Origin of the sequence: Nocardia yamanashiensis (assembly GCF_021183565.1) — a bacterium.
GTDB classification, from domain to species: Bacteria; Actinomycetota; Actinomycetes; order Mycobacteriales; family Mycobacteriaceae; genus Nocardia; species Nocardia yamanashiensis.
This window is the reverse complement of sequence record NZ_CP089226.1, coordinates 6162375-6180617: the sequence shown is the minus strand read 5'-3', so window position 1 is coordinate 6180617 and position 18243 is coordinate 6162375. Positions and strand designations below refer to the sequence as shown.

The window sequence follows — 18243 nt, the reverse complement described above, 5'->3', positions numbered from 1 at the left end:
CGGTCGTGGGGAGGCGTTTCTCGTTTCCGGCGTTCCCAGGGAACTCGCAGGGAACATTCAGGGAAACCCGCGCGCCCGGCCGGAGGATGTTGTCATGACAGGTGTGCCCGTGCAGCGTGAACCCGAGGCGAAGGTGCTGGTCGTCGATGACGAGCCGATGATTCTGGAGTTGTTGTCGGTGAGTCTGCGGTATCAGGGGTTCGAGATCGCGACGGCGGGGAGCGGGACCGAGGGGCTGGACAAGGCGCGGGCATTCCGGCCGGACGCGCTCATCGTGGACGTGATGATGCCGGGGATGGACGGGTTCGGGCTGCTGCGGCGGCTGCGGGCCGACGGGATCGACGCGCCGGTGTTGTTCCTGACCGCGCGGGACGATGTCGAGGACAAGATCACGGGGCTGACCCTCGGGGCCGACGACTACGTGACCAAGCCGTTCAGTCTGGAAGAAGTGGTGGCGCGGCTGCGGGTGATCCTGCGGCGGGCCGGGCGGGCGGTGCCGGAGGAGAAGACCTCGCGGATCAAGTTCGCCGATATCGAACTCGACGACGACACCCACGAAGTGTGGAAGGCGGGGGAACCGGTGCCGCTCTCGCCCACCGAGTTCACGCTGCTGCGGTATTTCATGGTCAATGCGGGCACGGTGCTGAGCAAACCGCGCATTCTGGATCACGTGTGGCGCTACGACTTCGGCGGTGAGGTCGGGGTGGTCGAGACCTATGTGTCGTATCTGCGCAAGAAGGTCGACACCGGGCCCGAGCGGCTCATCCACACCCTGCGCGGGGTCGGCTACGTGATGCGGGAACCGCGCGGCGGCACGGGCGCCAAGTGATCGCCGCCCGCACCGTCCGCCGCCGGGTGGCCGAGCGGCTCGCGACCGTGCCGCTGCGCACCACGCTCATGGTGGCGCTGGTGTCGCTGACCGCGCTCGGCATGCTGATCTCCGGGCTGGTGGTGACCTCGCTGATGCGCAATGTGCTCATCGGCCGGATCGACGCCCAGCTCTACGGGGCCGTCGAGAGCTGGGCGAAACCCGGTGCGCCCCGGCCGGAACCGCTGCCCCGGCCGCTGGGACAGGAGCGGCCGCCGCATCTGTTCTATGTGCGCGTGGTGGATTCGAGCGGGCAGGTCACCCTCGACCTCTCGCCGACCAAGCTGAAACCGGCGGTGCCCGACGATCTCGGGCACAAGCCGCGGACCGTCGGATCGGCGGGCGATGCGGCGGAACAGTGGCGAATCGTGCGGGTGGGCAATCAATTCGGCACCACCACCATCGCGCTGCGCATGGACGAGACCTATTCGATTCTCGATCGGCTGGTCGCGCTGCAGGTGGTGATCGGGGCGATCGTGCTGGCGGTGCTGGCAGTGGTGGCGCGGCTGGTGATCCGGCGCAGTCTGCGGCCGCTGCGCTCGGTGGAGGAGACGGCGGCGGCCATCGCGGGCGGGGATCTGCATCGGCGAGTTCCGGTGCGCGGCACCGACACCGAGGTCGATCACCTGTCGCAATCGCTCAACACCATGCTCACCCAGATCCAGCAGGCGTTCGCGGCCACCGAGGCGTCGGAGGAGGCGGCGCGGCGCTCCGAGGCCAAGATGCGGCGTTTCGTCGCCGACGCCAGCCACGAACTGCGCACGCCGCTGACCACCATCAAGGGCTTCTCGGAGCTGTATCGCCAAGGGGCCATTACCGATCCGGCGATTCTGATGGACCGCATCGAACGCGAATCGCATCGGATGGGCCTGCTGGTCGAGGACCTGCTCATGCTGGCCCGGCTGGACGCGCAGCGGCCGGTGGAGCGGCGGCCGGTGGATCTGCTGGCGCTGGCCAGCGATGCCGTGCACAGCGCGCGGGCGGTGGCGGCGGCCCAGCATCCGGAGACGCATCGGCCGATCGGGCTCGAAATCGATTCCGGCGCGGGCACTCTGGAGCTGTCCGGCGACGAGGTCCGGCTGCGTCAGATCCTGGCCAACCTGCTCAACAACGCGCTGGTGCACACCCCGCCCGAAGCCGCGGTGACGGTGCGGCTGCGGCCCGCCGCGAACGAGGTGCTGCTGCAGGTGGCCGATACCGGGCCCGGCCTGGAGCCGGAGCAGGCCGAGCGGGTGTTCGAAAGGTTCTATCGCACCGACAAATCCCGCAGCCGCGAGCGCGGCGGCACCGGGCTGGGACTGTCCATCGTGCAGGCGCTGGTAGCCGCGCACGGCGGGACGGTGTCGGTGGCCAGCGAACCCGGGGTGGGCACCACCTTCACCGTCCGGCTGCCGCGCGGGGACGTGGCCGGGCCGGTCGAGCTCAGTCCGGAACGTTCCCGGCGTAACCCAGATCGCGCAGCGCCTGTTTGATCTTGGCCTGGGCCTCGTCGAGGGATTCCTTGCTCGGTTCCGGGTCCGCGCCGGTGATATCGAAATCGCCGAGCTCGAAGGCCGGGAACACGTGCAGGTGCAGATGCGGCACCTCCAGACCGGCGATCAACAGGCCCGCGCGCGGCGCGTCCCACGCCGCCCGCACCGCCTGGCCGATCTTCTGCGCGACGCCGGTCATCCGGGCGAAGACGGCCGGATCCACGTCCTGCCACTGATCGATCTCCTGGCGCGGCACCACCAGCGTGTGGCCCTGCGTCACCGGGGCGATGGTGAGGAACGCGACGAATTCGTCGTCCTCCCAGACGAACCGGCCGGGCAGCTGCCCGTTGATGATTGCGGAGAAAACGGAAGCCATACTCCGGACAGTACGCTGTCCCGCCTCTCCGGGACTTCTGCGCGCAGCCGGGAGCTGTTACCCGTTGGCAACGCGTGCCTGCGGTCCGGAGCCGAAACGATTTCGGGCGTACCCGGGGAGTTACCCCGGTCGCTCGAAATCAGTTGTCACGTCGGGCTACGGGCGGACGAGGCGGGTGGTCTCCGGTCAGACTGCGACGAAGTGGGACAGGATGCCCTGCACCTCGTAGATGTCGACCTGGCGGTTGAAGCGTTTGTGGATCGGTTCGTGGGAGCCGGAGATCCAGATGGAGAGTTCGGCGTCCAGGTCGAAGGTGCCGGCGGTTTCCACCGAGAAGTGGGTGATGGCCCGGTAGGGGATGGAGTGGTAGCTGACCTTGCGGCCGGTCATGCCCTGCTTGTCGACCATGATCAGTCGGCGGTTGGTGAAGAGGATGGCGTCGCGGACCAGTAGGTACGCCGCGTAGATCTGTTCCCCCTGGCCGAGCAGCTTGCCGTATTCGGCTTGGGCGCTGCCGGGATCGATGCGCCCCGCATTGCCCATGATTCCGTCGATGAGACCCATGCTCTGCTACATCCTCACGGTGATGGTGGGTGACGGCGGTCACCGTCCATCATCCCTCTAAGCTGTCAGCCGTGCGCGTACTCGTGATCGGTTCCGGAGCCCGTGAACATGCCCTCGTTCTTGCCCTGCGCAAGGACCCGGCGGTGACCGCGGTCTACGCCGCCCCCGGCAATGCCGGTATCGCCCAGCACGCCGAGGTGCGGCCGGTGGACGCCTCCTCCGGTGACGAGGTGACGGCGCTGGCGCAGGAGCTGGCCGCGGATCTGGTGGTGATCGGACCCGAGGTGCCGCTGGTGCTCGGCGTGGCCGACGCGGTGCGGGCCGCCGGGATTCCGGCCTTCGGGCCGTCCGCCGCGGCGGCGCGGATCGAAGGGTCCAAGGCGTTCGCCAAGGACATCATGAACGCGGCCGGGGTCAAGACCGCGCACAGCGAAATCGTGGATCATCCGGGCGAACTCGACGCGGCGCTGGATCGCTTCGGGCCGACCTGGGTGGTCAAGGACGACGGGCTGGCCGCGGGCAAGGGCGTGGTCGTGACCGCCGACCGGTCGGTCGCGCGCGACCACGGCGCCGAACTGCTGGAGAACGGGCATCCGGTGCTGCTGGAGTCCTTCCTCGACGGTCCCGAGGTGTCGCTGTTCTGCCTCGTCGACGGCGAGACCGTGGTGCCGCTGCTGCCGGCGCAGGACCACAAGCGGGTGGGCGACGGGGACACCGGGCCGAACACCGGCGGCATGGGCGCGTACACGCCGCTGCCGTGGCTGCCGGAGGAGACGCTGCGCGCCATTGTCGACGATGTGGTGAAACCCGTTGCGGCCGAAATGGTCCGGCAGGGTGTGCCGTTCTCCGGGCTGCTGTACGCCGGGCTCGCGGTCGGGCAGAACGGGCCCGCGGTCGTCGAATTCAATTGCCGCTTCGGTGATCCCGAGACCCAGGCGGTGCTGGCCATGCTGGACAGCCCGCTGGGTGAGCTGCTGTACGCCACCGCCACCGGCACCCTCGATCAGGTCGAGCCGCCGCGCTGGAAGGACGGCTCGGCCGTCACCGTGGTGCTCGCCGCCGAGAACTACCCGGCGCGGCCGCGGTCGGGCGATGTTATTACCGGGGCCGAATCCTCCGGCACCGGAACCGAATCCGAGGTGCTGCACGCCGGGACCGCCGCGCGTGAGGACGGTGCGCTGGTGTCGGCCGGTGGACGGGTGCTCGCGATCGTCGGGCAGGGCGCGGATCTGAACGAGGCGCGGGCGAATGCCTACAAGCGGCTCGCGGGGATCAAGCTGCCGGGCGGGCACTTCCGCACCGATATCGCGCTGGCGGCCACCGAGGGGCGGATTACCGTGCCTTCGGCGGTCTGAGGGCTCACGACACAGAAGTACGGCCCGCCCGAGCTGGTGCTCGGGCGGGCCGCGCTCCATTGCGGGCCGGTGTGACTGCCGGCCGGTGGGCGGATCAGGTGAGGCTGAGACCGCGCTGTGCCAGCCAGGCGGCGGGATCCACGTGCTGCCCGCCGACGACGATCTCGAAATGCAGGTGCGGGCCGGTGGAGTCGCCGCGATTGCCGATGCGGGCGATCTGCATGCCCGCCGGGACGCGTTCGCCCACCGAGACGAAGAAGTCGTACATGTGGCCGTAGACGGAGATGGTGCCGTCGTCGTGGCGGATGCGCACCCACAGGCCGAATCCCTGGGCCGGGCCGGCGTCGATGACGGTGCCCGCGGCGACCGCGTAGATGGGGGAGCCGAGCGGGCCCGCGATATCGATGCCCTGGTGGAAAGTGCCCCAGCGGGAACCGAATCCGGAGGTGAAGGCGCCCTTCGCGGGGAGCGCGAAACCGCCGGGCGCGTAACCGGGCGGCAGGGTGCCGTCGGGATAGGGCGTGGTCGCCGACATCCACGGCTGGTATTCGCCCGCCACCGCCGCGGCGGCCTCGGCCTTGGCGCGTTCCAGGGTCTGGCGGGCCGCCGCCGCGACCACCGCCGCCTCGCGCAACTTCTCACCGTTGTTGATGGCGTCCAGGTACCGCTTGGCCGTCGCGGGCGTGGTGTTCACCTGTAGCGGGTGCGCGACCGGAACCCGCACCGCCACACCGGGAGTCGCTTCCGCATCGAGGGGGATCAGCCCGATCGCGCTGTCCGCCGAGGCGAATACGACCACCGCCGTCATACCGGCGATCAGCACCCGGTGCTTGATCGCCCACGCCTTGGCGATCGGCGCCTGCCGCTTGAACTCGTCCCGGCCCCGCACCGCGAGCGCTTCGGCCTCGGCGCGTGAACGTGGCCGCCGATCCCACAACCCGGCCGCCCGGTCCCGCACGATCGGGGCCTGCTTCCGGGCCGCCGCCAGCACCTTCGCCGAACCCGTCGCGGCGCGCTCGAACCGCTCACGCGCCCACGCCGACGAGGACGCCGCCGGGGCCAGCAGATGCGATCGCACGCCGGGCGTATAGGTGGCGGTCTTCCGGCGCAGCCGTTCCCGCCGCTGATCACCGTCGGGGTTTGTTGCCCCGCCGCCCTCGGTGGTCGCCTCGCCGCTCACCGATCCGGCCTCGCCGCTCCCGGCCTCGGCCACGGGCTCGCTGTCGATTCGTCCCCCCGCCATCGGCCCCTCCTCAGGCATTCCGCCGACCATTGTCGGACAGCCGGGGGAGCGAGTGCTCTACCGTCTGTCGGGTGCGTATCGAATCTCGGCGGTCGGCCATTCCTACTTTCTACGTGATGGACGTCTGGAAAGCAGCAGCTGAACGGGCCCGGACACACGGAGATGTGCTGGTGCTGGCGGCGGGGCAACCCTCCACGCCCGCGCCGCGGGCGGTATTGCGGGCAACCAAGCAGGCAATGGACAGCGAATTGCTCGGCTACACCGAGACATTCGGGATTCTGGAGCTGCGGGAGGCCATCGCCGGGCATCACCGGGACACCTACGGGGTGCGGGCGAGCGCGGACGACGCGGTGGTGACGACCGGGTCCTCCGGCGCGTTCACCCTGCTGTTCCTGGCCGCGTTCGACGCCGGGGACACCGTGGTGGTGGCGCGGCCCGGGTATCCCGCCTATCGCAATACGCTGACCGCGCTGGGGTGCGAGGTGGTGGAGTTGGATTGCGGGCCGGAGACGCGGTTCCAGCCGACCGTAGCCATGCTGGAGGCGCTGCCGGAGCCGCCGGCGGGGCTGATCGTGGCGAGCCCGGCCAATCCGACCGGGACCATGATCGCGCCGGCCGAGCTGGCGGCGCTGGCGCGGTGGTGCGATGACCATGGGACGCTGCTGATTTCGGACGAGATCTATCACGGGATCGTCTACGACGACACCGAGCCGACTTCCTCGGCTTGGGAGACGTCACGAAATTCGGTGGTTATCGGGTCGGTGTCGAAATACTTCTCCATGACGGGCTGGCGGCTGGGCTGGATGCTGGTGCCCGAGCACCTGCGGCCCGCGCTGCAGCGGCTGGCATCGAATATGACGGTGTGCCCGCCCGCTATTTCCCAGTTTGCGGCGGTGCACGCGTTCGGGGCCGAGGCCAAGGAAGAACTGGACGGTCATGTGCGGCGGTATGCGGCCAATCGGCAGTTGCTGCTGAGCGGCTTGCCGAAGCTGGGCATCACCGATCTGGCCCCGGCCGACGGCGCGTTCTACGCCTACGCGGATATCGCGCACCTGACCGACGATTCGATGGCGTGGTGCACCGAGGTGCTCGACCGCACCGGCGTCGCGCTCGCCCCGGGCATCGATTTCGATACGGTCAACGGGCAGCACACGGTTCGCTTCTCGTTCGCCGGCGCGAGTGCCGATATCGAAGAGGCACTCGACCGGTTGGAACGCTATATGGCGTGATCTGCCAAGACTTTCCGGAGTCGCCCACGGGCGGGCCGGGATGGGGTACAAAAGTGATACCGCTTTCCGCACGGCTCGCCCGTTTGCCCATCCGAAGTGGAATCACCACAGATCGCACAGATTTGGCACTGATAAACCCATGATGACTGGCACGATGACACGGTGACCACTGCGACGACTCCGAAAGGCGAACGGCGTCGCCAAGCGCTGGTTTCAGCGGCCGCCGAGCTGTTGCTCGAAGGCGGCTTCGAAGCCGTCCGGCACCGCTCGGTGGCGACGCGGGCGGATCTGCCGCTGGCGTCCACGACGTACTACTTCGAATCCCTCGAGGATCTGATCGCGCGGGCGGTCGAGTTCTCCGGGAACGCGGAACTCGATGCCATGCGCCGGCGCGTCGGCGAGGTGACGCATCGGCGGCGTGGGGCGGACGCGACGGTCGACCTGGTTCTGGACCTGCTGGTCGGTCCGGATTCTGCCGACGAGGACGCGCGCGGGCAGCTGATCGCCCGCTACGAACGGTCCGTGGCGTCGGCGCGTCACCCCGAACTACGCGAGGTCCAGCTCCGACTACGCGCCCAGCTCGACGAACTCCTCGCGGACGTGCTGCGCCGATCCGATCGGGTGGTTCGGGTCGAGCAGATACGCCGCCTGGTAGCGGTGGTGGACGGCGCCGTGGTGACCGCCCTCTGCGAATTCGACCCGCAGCCAAGGCGAGTCGCCCGCGGAGCCCTGCTCGAGGTCATCGACATCGTCGCGCCCCCGGTGTGAAACAACTCTCGTGACTCTCAGGGGCAAGCCCCTGAAACCCCCAAGGATGAGGAGACTCAGGGGCAAGCCCCTGAAACCCCGACGGCGGGAAGTGAATCAGGGCATCGCCCCTGAAACAACCGGAGTGGAGTGAATCAGGGGTCCGCCCCTGAAACCCCATCACGGAATGATGCCGGGGCTCGCCGCTGAAGCCCTGAGGGGAGGATGGGCGCGCCGCTGGAACGCTCGACGCGTGTGTCGCGGGCTAGTTCAACCGCGCCTGCGGGCGGTCAGCATCACCCCGGTAAACTGGCGAAACGTGACCTTTGTGCCTAACGTCCTCGCCACTCGCTATGCCAGTCCCGAGCTTGTCCACCTGTGGTCGCCGGAGAACAAGATCGTGCTCGAGCGGCGGTTGTGGTTGGAGGTGTTGCGGGCGCAGGCCGAGCTCGGGATCGATGTGCCGGCGGGGGTCGTCGAGGATTACGAGCGGGTCATCGATCAGGTGGATCTGAAGTCGATCGCGGAGCGGGAGCGGGTCACCCGGCATGACGTGAAGGCGCGGATCGAGGAGTTCAATGCGCTGGCCGGGCACGAGCATGTGCACAAGGGCATGACTTCTCGCGATCTCACCGAGAATGTCGAGCAACTGCAGATCCGGCTGTCGCTGGAGCACGTGTACAAGCACGGTGTGGCCATCGCGGCGCGGCTGGCCGAGCGGGCCGCCGAATATCAGACGCTGGTCATGGCGGGGCGTTCGCACAATGTCGCGGCCCAGGCCACCACGCTCGGCAAGCGGTTCGCCTCCGCGGCCGATGAGTTGCTGATCGCGCTCACCCGGCTGCGGGAGCTGATCGACCGGTATCCGCTGCGCGGGATCAAGGGTCCGATGGGGACCGCGCAGGACATGCTGGATCTGCTCGGCGGCGATGCGGCCAAGCTGGCGCAGCTGGAGCAGAAAGTGGCGCGGCACTTGGGTTTTGCCAATGTGTTCACCAGCGTCGGGCAGATCTACCCGCGCTCGCTGGACCACGATGTGCTGTCCGCGCTGGTGCAGGTCGGCGCCGGGCCGTCGTCCTTCGCCCACACCATTCGCCTGATGGCCGGCCACGAACTGGTGACCGAGGGCTTCCAGCCGGGCCAGGTCGGCTCCTCGGCCATGCCGCACAAGATGAACACCCGCTCCTGCGAGCGCGTCAACGGCCTGCAGGTGGTGCTGCGCGGCTACGCCTCCATGGCGGCCGAACTGGCGGGCGCGCAGTGGAACGAGGGTGACGTGTTCTGCTCGGTGGTGCGCCGGGTCGCGCTGCCGGACGCCTTCTTCGCCATCGACGGCATGATGGAGACCTTCCTGACCGTGCTCGCCGAATTCGGCGCGTACCCGGCCGTCATCGACCGCGAACTCAACCGCTACCTGCCGTTCCTGGCCACCACCCGCATCCTGATGGCGGCCGTGCGCGCGGGCGTGGGCCGCGAGACCGCGCACGAGGTCATCAAGGAGCACGCCGTCGCGGTGGCGCTGGCCATGCGCGAGCAGGGCCGCGAACCCGATCTGCTGGATCGCCTGGCCGCCGACGACCGGATGCCGCTGGATCGCGAAGCCCTCGATATCGCGCTGGCCGACCGTTCCGCGTTCATCGGCGCGGCCGAGGCGCAGGCCGGGGATGTCATCGCCCAGGTGCAGAAGCTGGTCGACGCCGACCCGGAGGCCGCGCGCTACACCCCGTCGCCGATCCTCTGACGGATCCGTCGCCGTAGCATTTTCGCCCCGGCTCGTTACCGAGCCGGGGCGAAATGTGTTCGCGGGGGGCCCATTTAGGCTTCCGCTCATGAACCCGTACACCATCTTCGCCGACATCGTGGCCGGTCGCGCCCCGTCCAGCAAGGTTTACGAGGACGCGGATGTCGTTGCCTTCATGGACATCCGGCCCTTCACGCCCGGTCACCTGCTGGTGATTCCGAAGGTGCCGGCGCGCAGCCTGTCGGAGCTGGATCCGGCCGTGGGCGGCAAACTGTTCCAGGTCGGGCAGCGGCTGGCGGCGGCGCTGCGCGAATCCGAGGTGCGCTGCGACGGCGTGAACTTCTTCCTGGCCGACGGCGTCACGGCGGGACAGGAAGTTTTCCACGTGCATCTGCACGTGATTCCCCGCACCCCCGGCGACGGCTTCGGGCTTCGAGGCCGACCGACCAGTCCGCGTCGCGAGGACCTCGATTACCTGGCGGGATCGATCAAGGGCGCGCTCGCCCGCGCGGCAGGAGACTCATAGCCGAACCGCATTAGCATATGCGTACCACCTGGTTTGCCAGCGACACGCCAAAACCGGAATCCCCCGCGAGATCACCCGCACTCGAGTTACGTTTGATTGCCATTGTGGTGGGCTGATGGAGGTGGGGACATGCGTAGAAGTGTCGTGACCGCAGCGATTTTGGCGATCGCCGCAGGTTTGCTGGGTCCGGTCGCGGTGACCCCGGCAATCGCGCGCGCGGCCCAGGTCTTACGTGTGGACGAACTCAGCGCCACGCGTTCCGCCCTCTTCATCGATTCCTCGGCAATGGGCCGCACCATCCAGGTCCAGGTGCTGCATCCGGCCGGCGGCGGCGCCCGCCCCAGCTATTACCTGCTGGACGGTCTGGACCCCGGCACCACCCAGAGCACCTGGACCAATGCCACCGACGCGGAAAGTTTCTTCCGCAGCCGGAACGTCAATGTGGTGCTCCCGGTCGGCGGGCAGGTCAGCTACTACACCGACTGGATCAGCGACGACCCGCGCTTCGGCCGCTACAAGTGGGAAACCTTTCTGACAGAAGAACTTCCGCCCATCATCGACTCCTACTTCGCGGGTAACGGAGTGAACGCCATCGGCGGGCTCAGCATGGGCGGCGGCGCGGCCTACACCCTCGCCGCGCGGCATCCGGACCTGTACCGCGCGGTGGCGGGCTACAGCGCCTGCCCGGACACCTCGGTGGCGCAGGCCGCCATCTTCTTCTCCGTCGCCAATCGCGGTGGCAATCCACTGAACATGTGGGGCGACCCGGGGAATCCGGCCTGGGCGCAGCACAATCCGGCGCTCATGACCGACGCCCTGCGCGGCAAGACCCTCTACCTCTCCACTGGCACCGGCATTCCCGGCCAGCACGAACTGGAGCTGAAACCGCAGCTGGCGGAGAACATTTTCCTGGGCGGGCCCATCGAGGCCGGGGTGGACGGCTGCGTGGTCGCGTTCGAGGCCAAACTGCGTTCGGCCGGCATTCCGGTGCGGGTCGAATACAACCCGGTGGGCACGCATTCCTGGTCGTACTGGCAGGACGCGCTGCACAACTCCTGGCCCACCATCGGCGGTGCGATCGGAGCCTAGGCCCCGATCGCATTCCGAATCAGCTTCCCGGGCGGTTGAATTCGCCGTCCTTGGCCCCGGCGACGAAGGCCTGCCATTCGCCGGGGGTGAAGATCAAGACCGGCCCCTCCGGGTTGCGGGAATCCCGCAATCCGATATTTCCGCTGGCCAGGAAGGCGATTTCGACGCCCTCGGCACTGTCGTCGCCGCGTCGCCAGACGACATCGGCTTCGATTTCGCGGTTCTTCGCTTCCACTCCGGACTCCTGTGCGCTTGCCAGTACTGGACGGTGATGTGGATCGCAATCATGATGCCAGGGTTTGTGCGGGGTCCGGATCGGATATTCCATTCTGTGTCAGCGGAAGGAGGTACGGTGCGCACGCCATGGTCCCCACAGCGAGCCGCCCCCATCTCCGACAGCTGTGAGATGGTCCCGGAGCGGTTCACGCCGGAGCTGGCTCACAGCATCCTGCGGATTCACCGAAGTTGTCCGACCGATCAGTGTGCGCGGCGCAAGGCGGCGGTCTTCTATCTCTACGAGCATCGTCAGCAGCACGTGGCCGCCGTCGGCCGCGCGCGGCGGGCGCGCTAGCCGGTTCGGCGCAGGACCGACGCCACCGCCAGTACCACCGCGAACAGCGTTGCCAGTGCCGCGCCGATGATCACGAAACCGGCGGGCACGCCCAGGAATTCGATGTACTCGGTGCGATGGGTGGTAGCGCGGTAGTCGGTATCGGCGGTGTCGGCGAAGGTGAAATCCGAGGTGATGTCGGCGGGACGGGAGATGTACGTGTACAGCTCGGTCAGGTAGTCGTGCCCGTCCGAGGCCAATTGCGCGAGGTCGGGATCGGCGACGTGCCCGAGCCGTCCGGCGAATTGGACCGATACGCTCTGCCGCGCGGCATCGGCGTCGGCGCGCTGTACGCGATGCGCGCCCAGTACGTACAGCCGGACCGTCTGCGGCGTGGTCGCGGCGCTCGACATCCGCATCGGGTAGACGAGGTGATCGGCGGCGAAGCTGAGCCGCACCGGATCCAGCGCCCCTGACAGCGGTTCGGAACCGGTCAGCCGCATGGCCACGAACGACCAGCCCGCCGCCAGATACGGGCTCATGGTCGCGACCACTTCCGGCTTCATGACATAACCGTTGTCCCGCAACCACGTCTGCACGCCGGTGATATCGCCGCCGCTGAGCGTGGTGGCCTCCAGCGGACCGAGCTGCACCTGCCCCAGCACGGTCGGTGCCGCCGCGCCCGGCGCGCCGCCCGCCACCGCCCCGTCCGCATCGGAATTCCCGAACCACCGCCGATCGGTGATCACCTCCGGCGCGGTAGCGGCGCGCAGTGCGGTGAAGGTGGCCGCCTTGCCCGCCGTCACCGTGGCGGGCGTCGGCGTCGGCACCAGCAACGCCGCCTCGGTGCCCCGACTCTGCAACGACAGCCGCATCAGAATGGTCTCGCGCTGCCCGTCCCAACTCAGCGCCGCCGTCTCCCCGGCCACGGAAGCCGTACCGTCCGCCGGTGCGGCGATCCCGCCGCAGGCGCAGGCCGAAGCCGGCGCAGCCAAACCCATTCCCCCCGCCCCGACCAGCAACGCCGCCGCCGTGATCGCCCGGGCCGTCTTGCGCAACAGCATGGCCGCCAGACTAGGCGCGCCAGGGGCGATGGCGCTCGTCATCCAGATCTGCCGGATGGGTTGTGCCGTGTCCGGTGAGGGCGTTGAGTGGTGGCGCGGGGGTACCCCACTAACGTGGACGCATGGCTCTCGACAGTGGTAGCGCGACCTCACCGACCGGCGCGACGGCAGCGCCACCCATTGCCAAGCGGGTGGCGGCCGAACGCGTGCACCACGGCGATGTGTTCGTCGACGAGTACGAATGGCTGCGGGCGAAGGAGGATCCCGAGGTCATCGCGTATCTGGAGGCGGAGAATGCCTATACCGAGGTGCAGACGGGGCATCTGAAGGGGCTGCGGGAGAAGATCTTCGACGAGATCAAGGCGCGCACCCAGGAGACCGACCTGACGGTGCCGACCCGCATGGGCGAGTACTGGTATTACTCGCGCAGCTTCGAGGGCAAGCAGTACGGGGTGTCGTGCCGCGCGCCGATCGCGAATCCGGACGACTGGACCCCGCCGGAGCTGGACGCCGATGCCGAGGTGCCGGGCGAGCAGGTGCTGCTGGACCTGAACGTGCTGGCCGAAGGCCACGACTTCATCGGGGTCGGCGCGTTCTCGCTCACCCATTCCGGCGATGTGCTGGCGTACTCGGTGGACACCGTCGGCGACGAGCGGTACCTGCTGCGGTTCAAGAACCTGGAGACCGGCGAACTGCTGCCCGACGAGATCCCGGGCGTCGCACCCGGCGCGACCTGGTCGCTGGACGGGGACTACGTCTTCTATCAGACCTTCAACGACGCCTGGCGCTCCGACACCGTGTGGCGGCACCGCATGGGCACGCCCGCGTCGGAAGACGTGAAGATCTTCCACGAGGCCGATGAGCGCTTCAATGTCGGCGCGACGGCGACCCGCTCCGAGAAGTTCCTGATCATCGAGACCTCGGGCAAGCTCACCAGCGAGATCTGGATTCTCGAATCCGATGATCCGACCGGCGAATTCCGGGTGGTGATGCCGCGCCGCGAGGGCGTCGAATACGGCGTCGAGCACGCGGTGATCGCGGGCGAGGACAAGCTGCTCATCCTGCACAACGATGTGGTGGACGGGGTGAAGGCGGTCAATTTCGTGCTGGCCGAGGCCCCGCTCGCCGATCCGTCGAACCAGACGCTGCTGATCGGGCACCGCACCGACACCCGCATCCTCGATATCGACGCCTTCTCCGACAAGCTGGTGCTCAGCTACCGGCGCGACGCCCTGCCGCGGGTGGCGGTGTGGCCGCTCACCGATACCGGCTACGGCGAGCTGCGCGAGATCGAATTCGATCTGGAGCTGTTCGACGCGGGCCTGATGTCGAATCCGGAATGGGTGCAGCCGACCCTGCGCATGGGACTCACCTCGTTCCTGACCCCGCTGCAGATCTTCGACTACGTGCCCTCCACCGGGGAACTGCTGCTCCGCAAGGAAACCGTGGTGCTGGGCGGGTACGACCCGAACGACTATGTGCAGCACCGGGATTGGGCGACCGCCGCGGACGGCACCCGGATCCCGATCTCCATCGTGCGGCGCAAGGACGGCGGCCGGGCCGCCACCGCGGGCCCGCGCTACGCGGCCGGCGATCCGAAACCGTTGCTGCTGTACGGTTACGGCTCCTACGAGACCAGTATCGACCCGTACTTCTCGGTGCCGCGGCTGTCGCTGCTGGATCGCGGCATGATCTTCGCGGTCGCCCATGTGCGCGGCGGCGGCGAGATGGGCCGGCTCTGGTACGACGAGGGCAAGATGCTCGTCAAGAAGAACACCTTCACCGACTTCGTCTCCTGCGCAAGGCATCTGGTGGATACCGGCGTCACCGCCGCCGATCGCATGGTCGCCGACGGCGGCAGCGCGGGCGGGCTGCTGGTGGGCGCGGTGGCCAATCTGGCGCCGGAGCTGTTCGCGGGCGTCATCGCCAATGTGCCGTTCGTGGATCCGCTGACCTCCATCCTGGATCCCTCCCTGCCGCTCACCGTCACCGAATGGGAGGAGTGGGGAAATCCGCTGGAGGACAAGGAAGTCTACGAGTACATGCGCTCGTACTCGCCGTACGAGAACGTCGAGGCCAAGGACTACCCGGCCATTCTGGCCATCACCTCGCTGAACGACACCCGCGTGCTGTACGTGGAACCGGCCAAGTGGGTGGCGAAGCTGCGCGCCACCAAGACCGGTGATTCCCAGCTGCTGCTGAAGACCGAGATGAGCGCCGGGCACGGCGGCGTGAGCGGCCGCTACGAGAAGTGGAAGGAAGTCGGCTTCGAGTTCGCCTGGCTGCTGGACACCGTCGGGCTCGCCGACGTGTAAGCCGTTCTCGCGCAAGAGAAACAGCCCCGCCGATCGTATGATCGGCGGGGCTGTTCCTATGGAGCGGGTGGGGCGTCGATCGGCGAACTCGTACGCCGTTGCACGGGTCAGGCGTTGGTCAGATGCGAGCGATCGGCGCTGGGGCCCAAGGCTTTCGCCTTCACCTCGTCCGGCGGCACCCACGACGGCTTCTTCATCCTCTCGATGATCAGCGGCACCGCGCTGAACACGATCGCACCGCCCGCCACCAGGGCGATATAGGTGGCCGGACTGCCGATGGGCAGCTGCGACGGCGGCACGAACGCCAGCACGAAGGCGAAAGCCACCGCCAGGAACCCGATTCCGGCGAAGAGCCACATGCCCACCGTGCCGCCCGGAATCTTGAAGGCGCGCGGCAGCTCCGGCTGGGTGTAGCGCAACCGGATGGCGGCCGCGTACATGAACATGTAGATGATCAGGTACAGGCTCACCGCCATGGCCGAGATCAGGAAGAACGCCGAGCTGACATCGTCCATGAACAGGTAGATCGAGGACAGCCCGGTCACGATGACGCCCTGGATGATCAGGATATTGACCTGCACGCCCCGGTCGTTCACCTTCTGCAGCACCGGCGGCAGCATCCCGTCGTGGGCGGTGGCCAGCACGCCGCGGCTGGGACCCATGATCCAGGCCAGCACGCCCGCGAGCGCGCCGTAGGCGATGAGCGCGGACAGGATGCGCACCGGCCAGGTGGAGTGGATCATTTCGGTGAAGGCGATCGAGAAGGCGTCGAACACACCGGTATTCAGGTCGATCTTGTCGTAGGCCACGATGCCCGCCACCGCCAGCGCGCCGAGGGTGAAGATGCCGAACGCCACCGCCGCCGCGATCATGATGGCGGCCGGGTACCCCTTGGCCGGGTTCTTCAGTTCGGTGGAGTGCACGCCCTGCGATTCCACGCCCGCGAAGTTGAGCAGGATGCCCGCCAGGAACGACAGCCCCGACAGCCCGGCTATATACGGGAAGAACCGGGGCGAGTCGTGCCCGTCGTGGTCGACGGTGACCGACGCGTCGGTGGTGTGCTCCCAGCCGATGGAATGCCCGCTGGAGATCCACCAGATGAACACCGCCACCAGGATGATGCCCGGCAGCGCGGTGCCGAGCAGGAACCCGGCCCGGGTCACCTTCAGCGCGAACTGATTGCTGACGAAGGCCACGGCGGTGCACAGCCAGAACGCCACGATCGCGAAAACGCCCACGTAGACATGGTTCTGGGCGATATCGGGCCGATCGAAGGCGAACGCCACGCCGGCGGCGGCGAAGCTCATGCCGGTCGGATAGAACACGATCACCTGGATCCAGGACAGGAAGATGATCCAGAAGCCCACCGGTTTACCGAACGCCCCGCTGATCCAGGCGTACAGCCCACCGGCCTTGTCGGCGTACATACTGCCCAGCTCGGCGGCGACCAGCCCGGCGGGAATCAGGAACAGGACGGTCGAGAAGCCGATGTAGAAGAACATCGTCATCTCTTCCTTGGCCATCATGGGCAGCCCGCGCAGACTGGTGACAATCGATGCGGCCGTGGTGAATCCGAGCGCGGAGACGGTCAGGTACTTGGTGGCCGCATGTCTCGGAGCTGTCGTGGTGGTCACGACTTCGCCTTGCCCGCACCGGATTTCGCTTTGCCGTTGGTGTCCGCGTCACCGTCGCCGGACAGCGGTACCGCGGCCTTCGCATTGTGCGTGAAGCCGCCCGCTTCCGCGCTGGTCAGCGAGGTGGTGAGCGGATGCGCCTTGAGCTGTTTGAGGCAGCGCACCATATCGGCCAGCAGCATGTCCGCCATGTCGAGGGTGAAGCCGTGCCGCAGCACGGTGCGCATGATGGTCTCGTCGTCGCGATCCGCGGGCAGCGGGTAGGCGGCGATCAGCCAGCCCCGGGCGCGCAGCCGATCCGAGAAGTCGTACAGGTTGAAAACCTGCTCCCCCTTCAACTTCCACGACACCGCGGTGATGCCGCGCTTGGGATCGCCGTCGTGGATCAGCTCGAACAGGCCCAGGCCCGCCAGTCCCGCCGCGAGATGCTGGGCGGCGGCGTAGATGGCGTTCTGGACCCGGCCGTAGCCGGTGCGCCCGAGCCGGATGAAGTCGTAGTACTGGGTGATGACCTGGCCGCCCGGCCGGGAGAAGTTGAGGTTGAAGGTGGCCATGGAGCCGCCCAGATAGTCCACGTTGAAGATGAGCTCCTTGGGCAGATCCTGCGCCGTGCGCCAGATCGCCCAGCCCGCGCCCAGCGGGGCCAGCCCGGTCTTGTGCCCGGAGGCATTGATGGACTTCACCCGCGGCAGCCGGAAATCCCACACCAGGTCCGGGGCGCAGAACGGCGCGAGGAAGCCGCCGCTGGCCGCGTCCACGTGGATCGGGATGTTCAGCCCGGTCTTCTCCTCCAGATCGTCGAGCGCCTGGTGGATGCCGGCCACGTCCTCGTAGACGCCGGTGAAGGTCTGCCCGAAGGTGGGCACCACCATGATGGTGTTCTCGTCGCAGTAGTCCGCGATATCGTCCGGATGCATGGTCAGCCGATCGCCGCGCAGCGGAATCTGGCGGGTCTCCACATCGAAGTAGCGGGCGAACTTCTCCCAGCACACCTGCACCGGCCCGCACACGAAGTTCGGGGTCCCGGTGCCGCCGCGCTTGCGCCAGCGCCATTTCGCGGCCAGGCCGCCGAGCATGGCGGCCTCGCTGGAACCGGTGGTGGAGGTGCCGAGGGTGGCGGCCGGGTCGGGGGAGTGCCACAGGTCGGCGATCATGCGCACGGCGCGCTTCTCGAGTTCGGCGGTCTGCGGGTACTCGTCCTTGTCGACGATGTTCTTGTCGAGCGATTCGTTCATGAGCCGGCGGGCCTGATCATCGACCCAGGTGGTACAGAAGGTCGCCAGATTCATGCGCGAGACGCCGTCGAGCATGAGCTCGTCGTGCACGATCTGATAGGCGACGTCGGGGAATATCTCGCGTTCGGGAAAACCTTGGTGGGGCGCGGGCCGTTTGATGCCCGGCATTGCGTAGAGATCGTCCGGGTCGAGTCCGCCGGTCATATGGCCTCCGATGCGAAGTGCGGCGTGGGTT

17 protein-coding genes are annotated in these 18243 nt (G+C 67.9%); 10 read left to right on the top strand and 7 right to left on the bottom strand.

Annotation, left to right across the window (positions count from 1 at the left end):
• The first annotated feature begins 94 nt into the window (after nucleotides 1-94).
• Both LTV02_RS28510 and LTV02_RS28505 read left to right on the top strand, forming a co-directional pair.
• Entirely contained in the window at nucleotides 95-829 is a 735-nt protein-coding gene (locus LTV02_RS28510; RefSeq protein ID WP_067720950.1) for a response regulator transcription factor, read from the top strand.
• 68 nt (nucleotides 830-897) lie between these two features.
• Nucleotides 898-2340 (top strand): sensor histidine kinase, encoded by a 1443-nt coding sequence (locus LTV02_RS28505; RefSeq protein WP_233041731.1) that lies wholly within the window; start codon nucleotides 898-900, stop codon nucleotides 2338-2340.
• Here LTV02_RS28505 and LTV02_RS28500 read toward each other — a convergent pair.
• Both LTV02_RS28500 and LTV02_RS28495 read right to left on the bottom strand, forming a co-directional pair.
• Nucleotides 2291-2716: an HIT family protein gene (locus LTV02_RS28500; RefSeq protein WP_233034918.1), complete on the bottom strand. Its 426-nt coding sequence runs from the start codon at nucleotides 2714-2716 to the stop codon at nucleotides 2291-2293. The two genes, LTV02_RS28505 and LTV02_RS28500, sit on opposite strands and share 50 nt — an antisense overlap.
• A gap of 186 nt (nucleotides 2717-2902) precedes the next feature.
• Nucleotides 2903-3280: a PH domain-containing protein gene (locus LTV02_RS28495; protein WP_067720952.1), complete on the bottom strand. Its 378-nt coding sequence runs from the start codon at nucleotides 3278-3280 to the stop codon at nucleotides 2903-2905.
• 71 nt (nucleotides 3281-3351) lie between these two features.
• Between LTV02_RS28495 and purD the strand changes: the two genes are divergently transcribed.
• Complete coding sequence (gene purD / locus LTV02_RS28490) at nucleotides 3352-4635, top strand: phosphoribosylamine--glycine ligase (protein WP_233034917.1); 1284 nt, start codon at nucleotides 3352-3354, stop codon at nucleotides 4633-4635.
• A 94-nt stretch (nucleotides 4636-4729) separates the two neighbouring features.
• Here the strand turns inward: purD and LTV02_RS28485 are convergent, their stop codons facing one another.
• Complete coding sequence (locus LTV02_RS28485) at nucleotides 4730-5878, bottom strand: M23 family metallopeptidase (protein WP_332909540.1); 1149 nt, start codon at nucleotides 5876-5878, stop codon at nucleotides 4730-4732.
• A gap of 71 nt (nucleotides 5879-5949) precedes the next feature.
• On the opposite strand from LTV02_RS28485, the gene LTV02_RS28480 reads away from it, so the two are divergent.
• The 5 genes from LTV02_RS28480 to LTV02_RS28460 all read left to right on the top strand — a co-directional run bounded on the left by LTV02_RS28480 (nucleotide 5950) and on the right by LTV02_RS28460 (nucleotide 11210).
• Nucleotides 5950-7107 carry a pyridoxal phosphate-dependent aminotransferase gene (locus LTV02_RS28480; protein WP_233034916.1) on the top strand — a complete coding sequence of 386 codons (1158 nt, stop codon included), beginning with the start codon at nucleotides 5950-5952 and terminating at the stop codon, nucleotides 7105-7107.
• Nucleotides 7108-7269: 162 nt separating this feature from the next.
• Complete coding sequence (locus LTV02_RS28475) at nucleotides 7270-7875, top strand: TetR/AcrR family transcriptional regulator (RefSeq protein ID WP_233034914.1); 606 nt, start codon at nucleotides 7270-7272, stop codon at nucleotides 7873-7875.
• A 298-nt stretch (nucleotides 7876-8173) separates the two neighbouring features.
• Nucleotides 8174-9595, top strand: coding sequence for an adenylosuccinate lyase (purB, locus tag LTV02_RS28470; protein ID WP_233034912.1), 1422 nt, complete (start codon nucleotides 8174-8176; stop codon nucleotides 9593-9595).
• 88 nt (nucleotides 9596-9683) lie between these two features.
• Entirely contained in the window at nucleotides 9684-10121 is a 438-nt protein-coding gene (locus LTV02_RS28465; RefSeq protein WP_067720958.1) for an HIT family protein, read from the top strand.
• A gap of 129 nt (nucleotides 10122-10250) precedes the next feature.
• Nucleotides 10251-11210, top strand: a complete 960-nt coding sequence (locus tag LTV02_RS28460; protein ID WP_233034911.1) for an alpha/beta hydrolase — start codon at nucleotides 10251-10253, stop codon at nucleotides 11208-11210.
• A 19-nt stretch (nucleotides 11211-11229) separates the two neighbouring features.
• On the opposite strand, the gene LTV02_RS28455 is transcribed toward LTV02_RS28460, so the two are convergent.
• The gene (locus tag LTV02_RS28455; RefSeq protein WP_067720960.1) at nucleotides 11230-11445 is read right to left on the bottom strand and encodes a DUF397 domain-containing protein; all 216 of its coding nucleotides are present in this window, start codon (nucleotides 11443-11445) and stop codon (nucleotides 11230-11232) included.
• Between the two features lie 117 nt (nucleotides 11446-11562).
• Here LTV02_RS28455 and LTV02_RS28450 point away from each other — a divergent pair, with 117 nt between their 5' ends.
• Nucleotides 11563-11781, top strand: coding sequence for a hypothetical protein (locus tag LTV02_RS28450; protein ID WP_157762599.1), 219 nt, complete (start codon nucleotides 11563-11565; stop codon nucleotides 11779-11781).
• Here the strand turns inward: LTV02_RS28450 and LTV02_RS28445 are convergent.
• Nucleotides 11778-12824, bottom strand: coding sequence for a DUF2330 domain-containing protein (locus tag LTV02_RS28445; RefSeq protein ID WP_233034910.1), 1047 nt, complete (start codon nucleotides 12822-12824; stop codon nucleotides 11778-11780). The two genes, LTV02_RS28450 and LTV02_RS28445, sit on opposite strands and share 4 nt — an antisense overlap.
• A gap of 122 nt (nucleotides 12825-12946) precedes the next feature.
• On the opposite strand from LTV02_RS28445, the gene LTV02_RS28440 reads away from it, so the two are divergent.
• Entirely contained in the window at nucleotides 12947-15139 is a 2193-nt protein-coding gene (locus LTV02_RS28440; protein ID WP_233034909.1) for a S9 family peptidase, read from the top strand.
• 107 nt (nucleotides 15140-15246) lie between these two features.
• On the opposite strand, the gene LTV02_RS28435 is transcribed toward LTV02_RS28440, so the two are convergent.
• A complete protein-coding gene (locus tag LTV02_RS28435) occupies nucleotides 15247-16773 on the bottom strand; it encodes an amino acid permease (protein ID WP_233034908.1) in 1527 nt (508 codons plus the stop codon).
• On the bottom strand, nucleotides 16770-18212 hold the full coding sequence (locus LTV02_RS28430) for a glutamate decarboxylase (RefSeq protein WP_233034907.1): 1443 nt from the start codon (nucleotides 18210-18212) through the stop codon (nucleotides 16770-16772). The genes LTV02_RS28435 and LTV02_RS28430 overlap by 4 nt, the downstream gene beginning before the upstream one ends.
• Nucleotides 18213-18243: the final 31 nt, after the last annotated feature.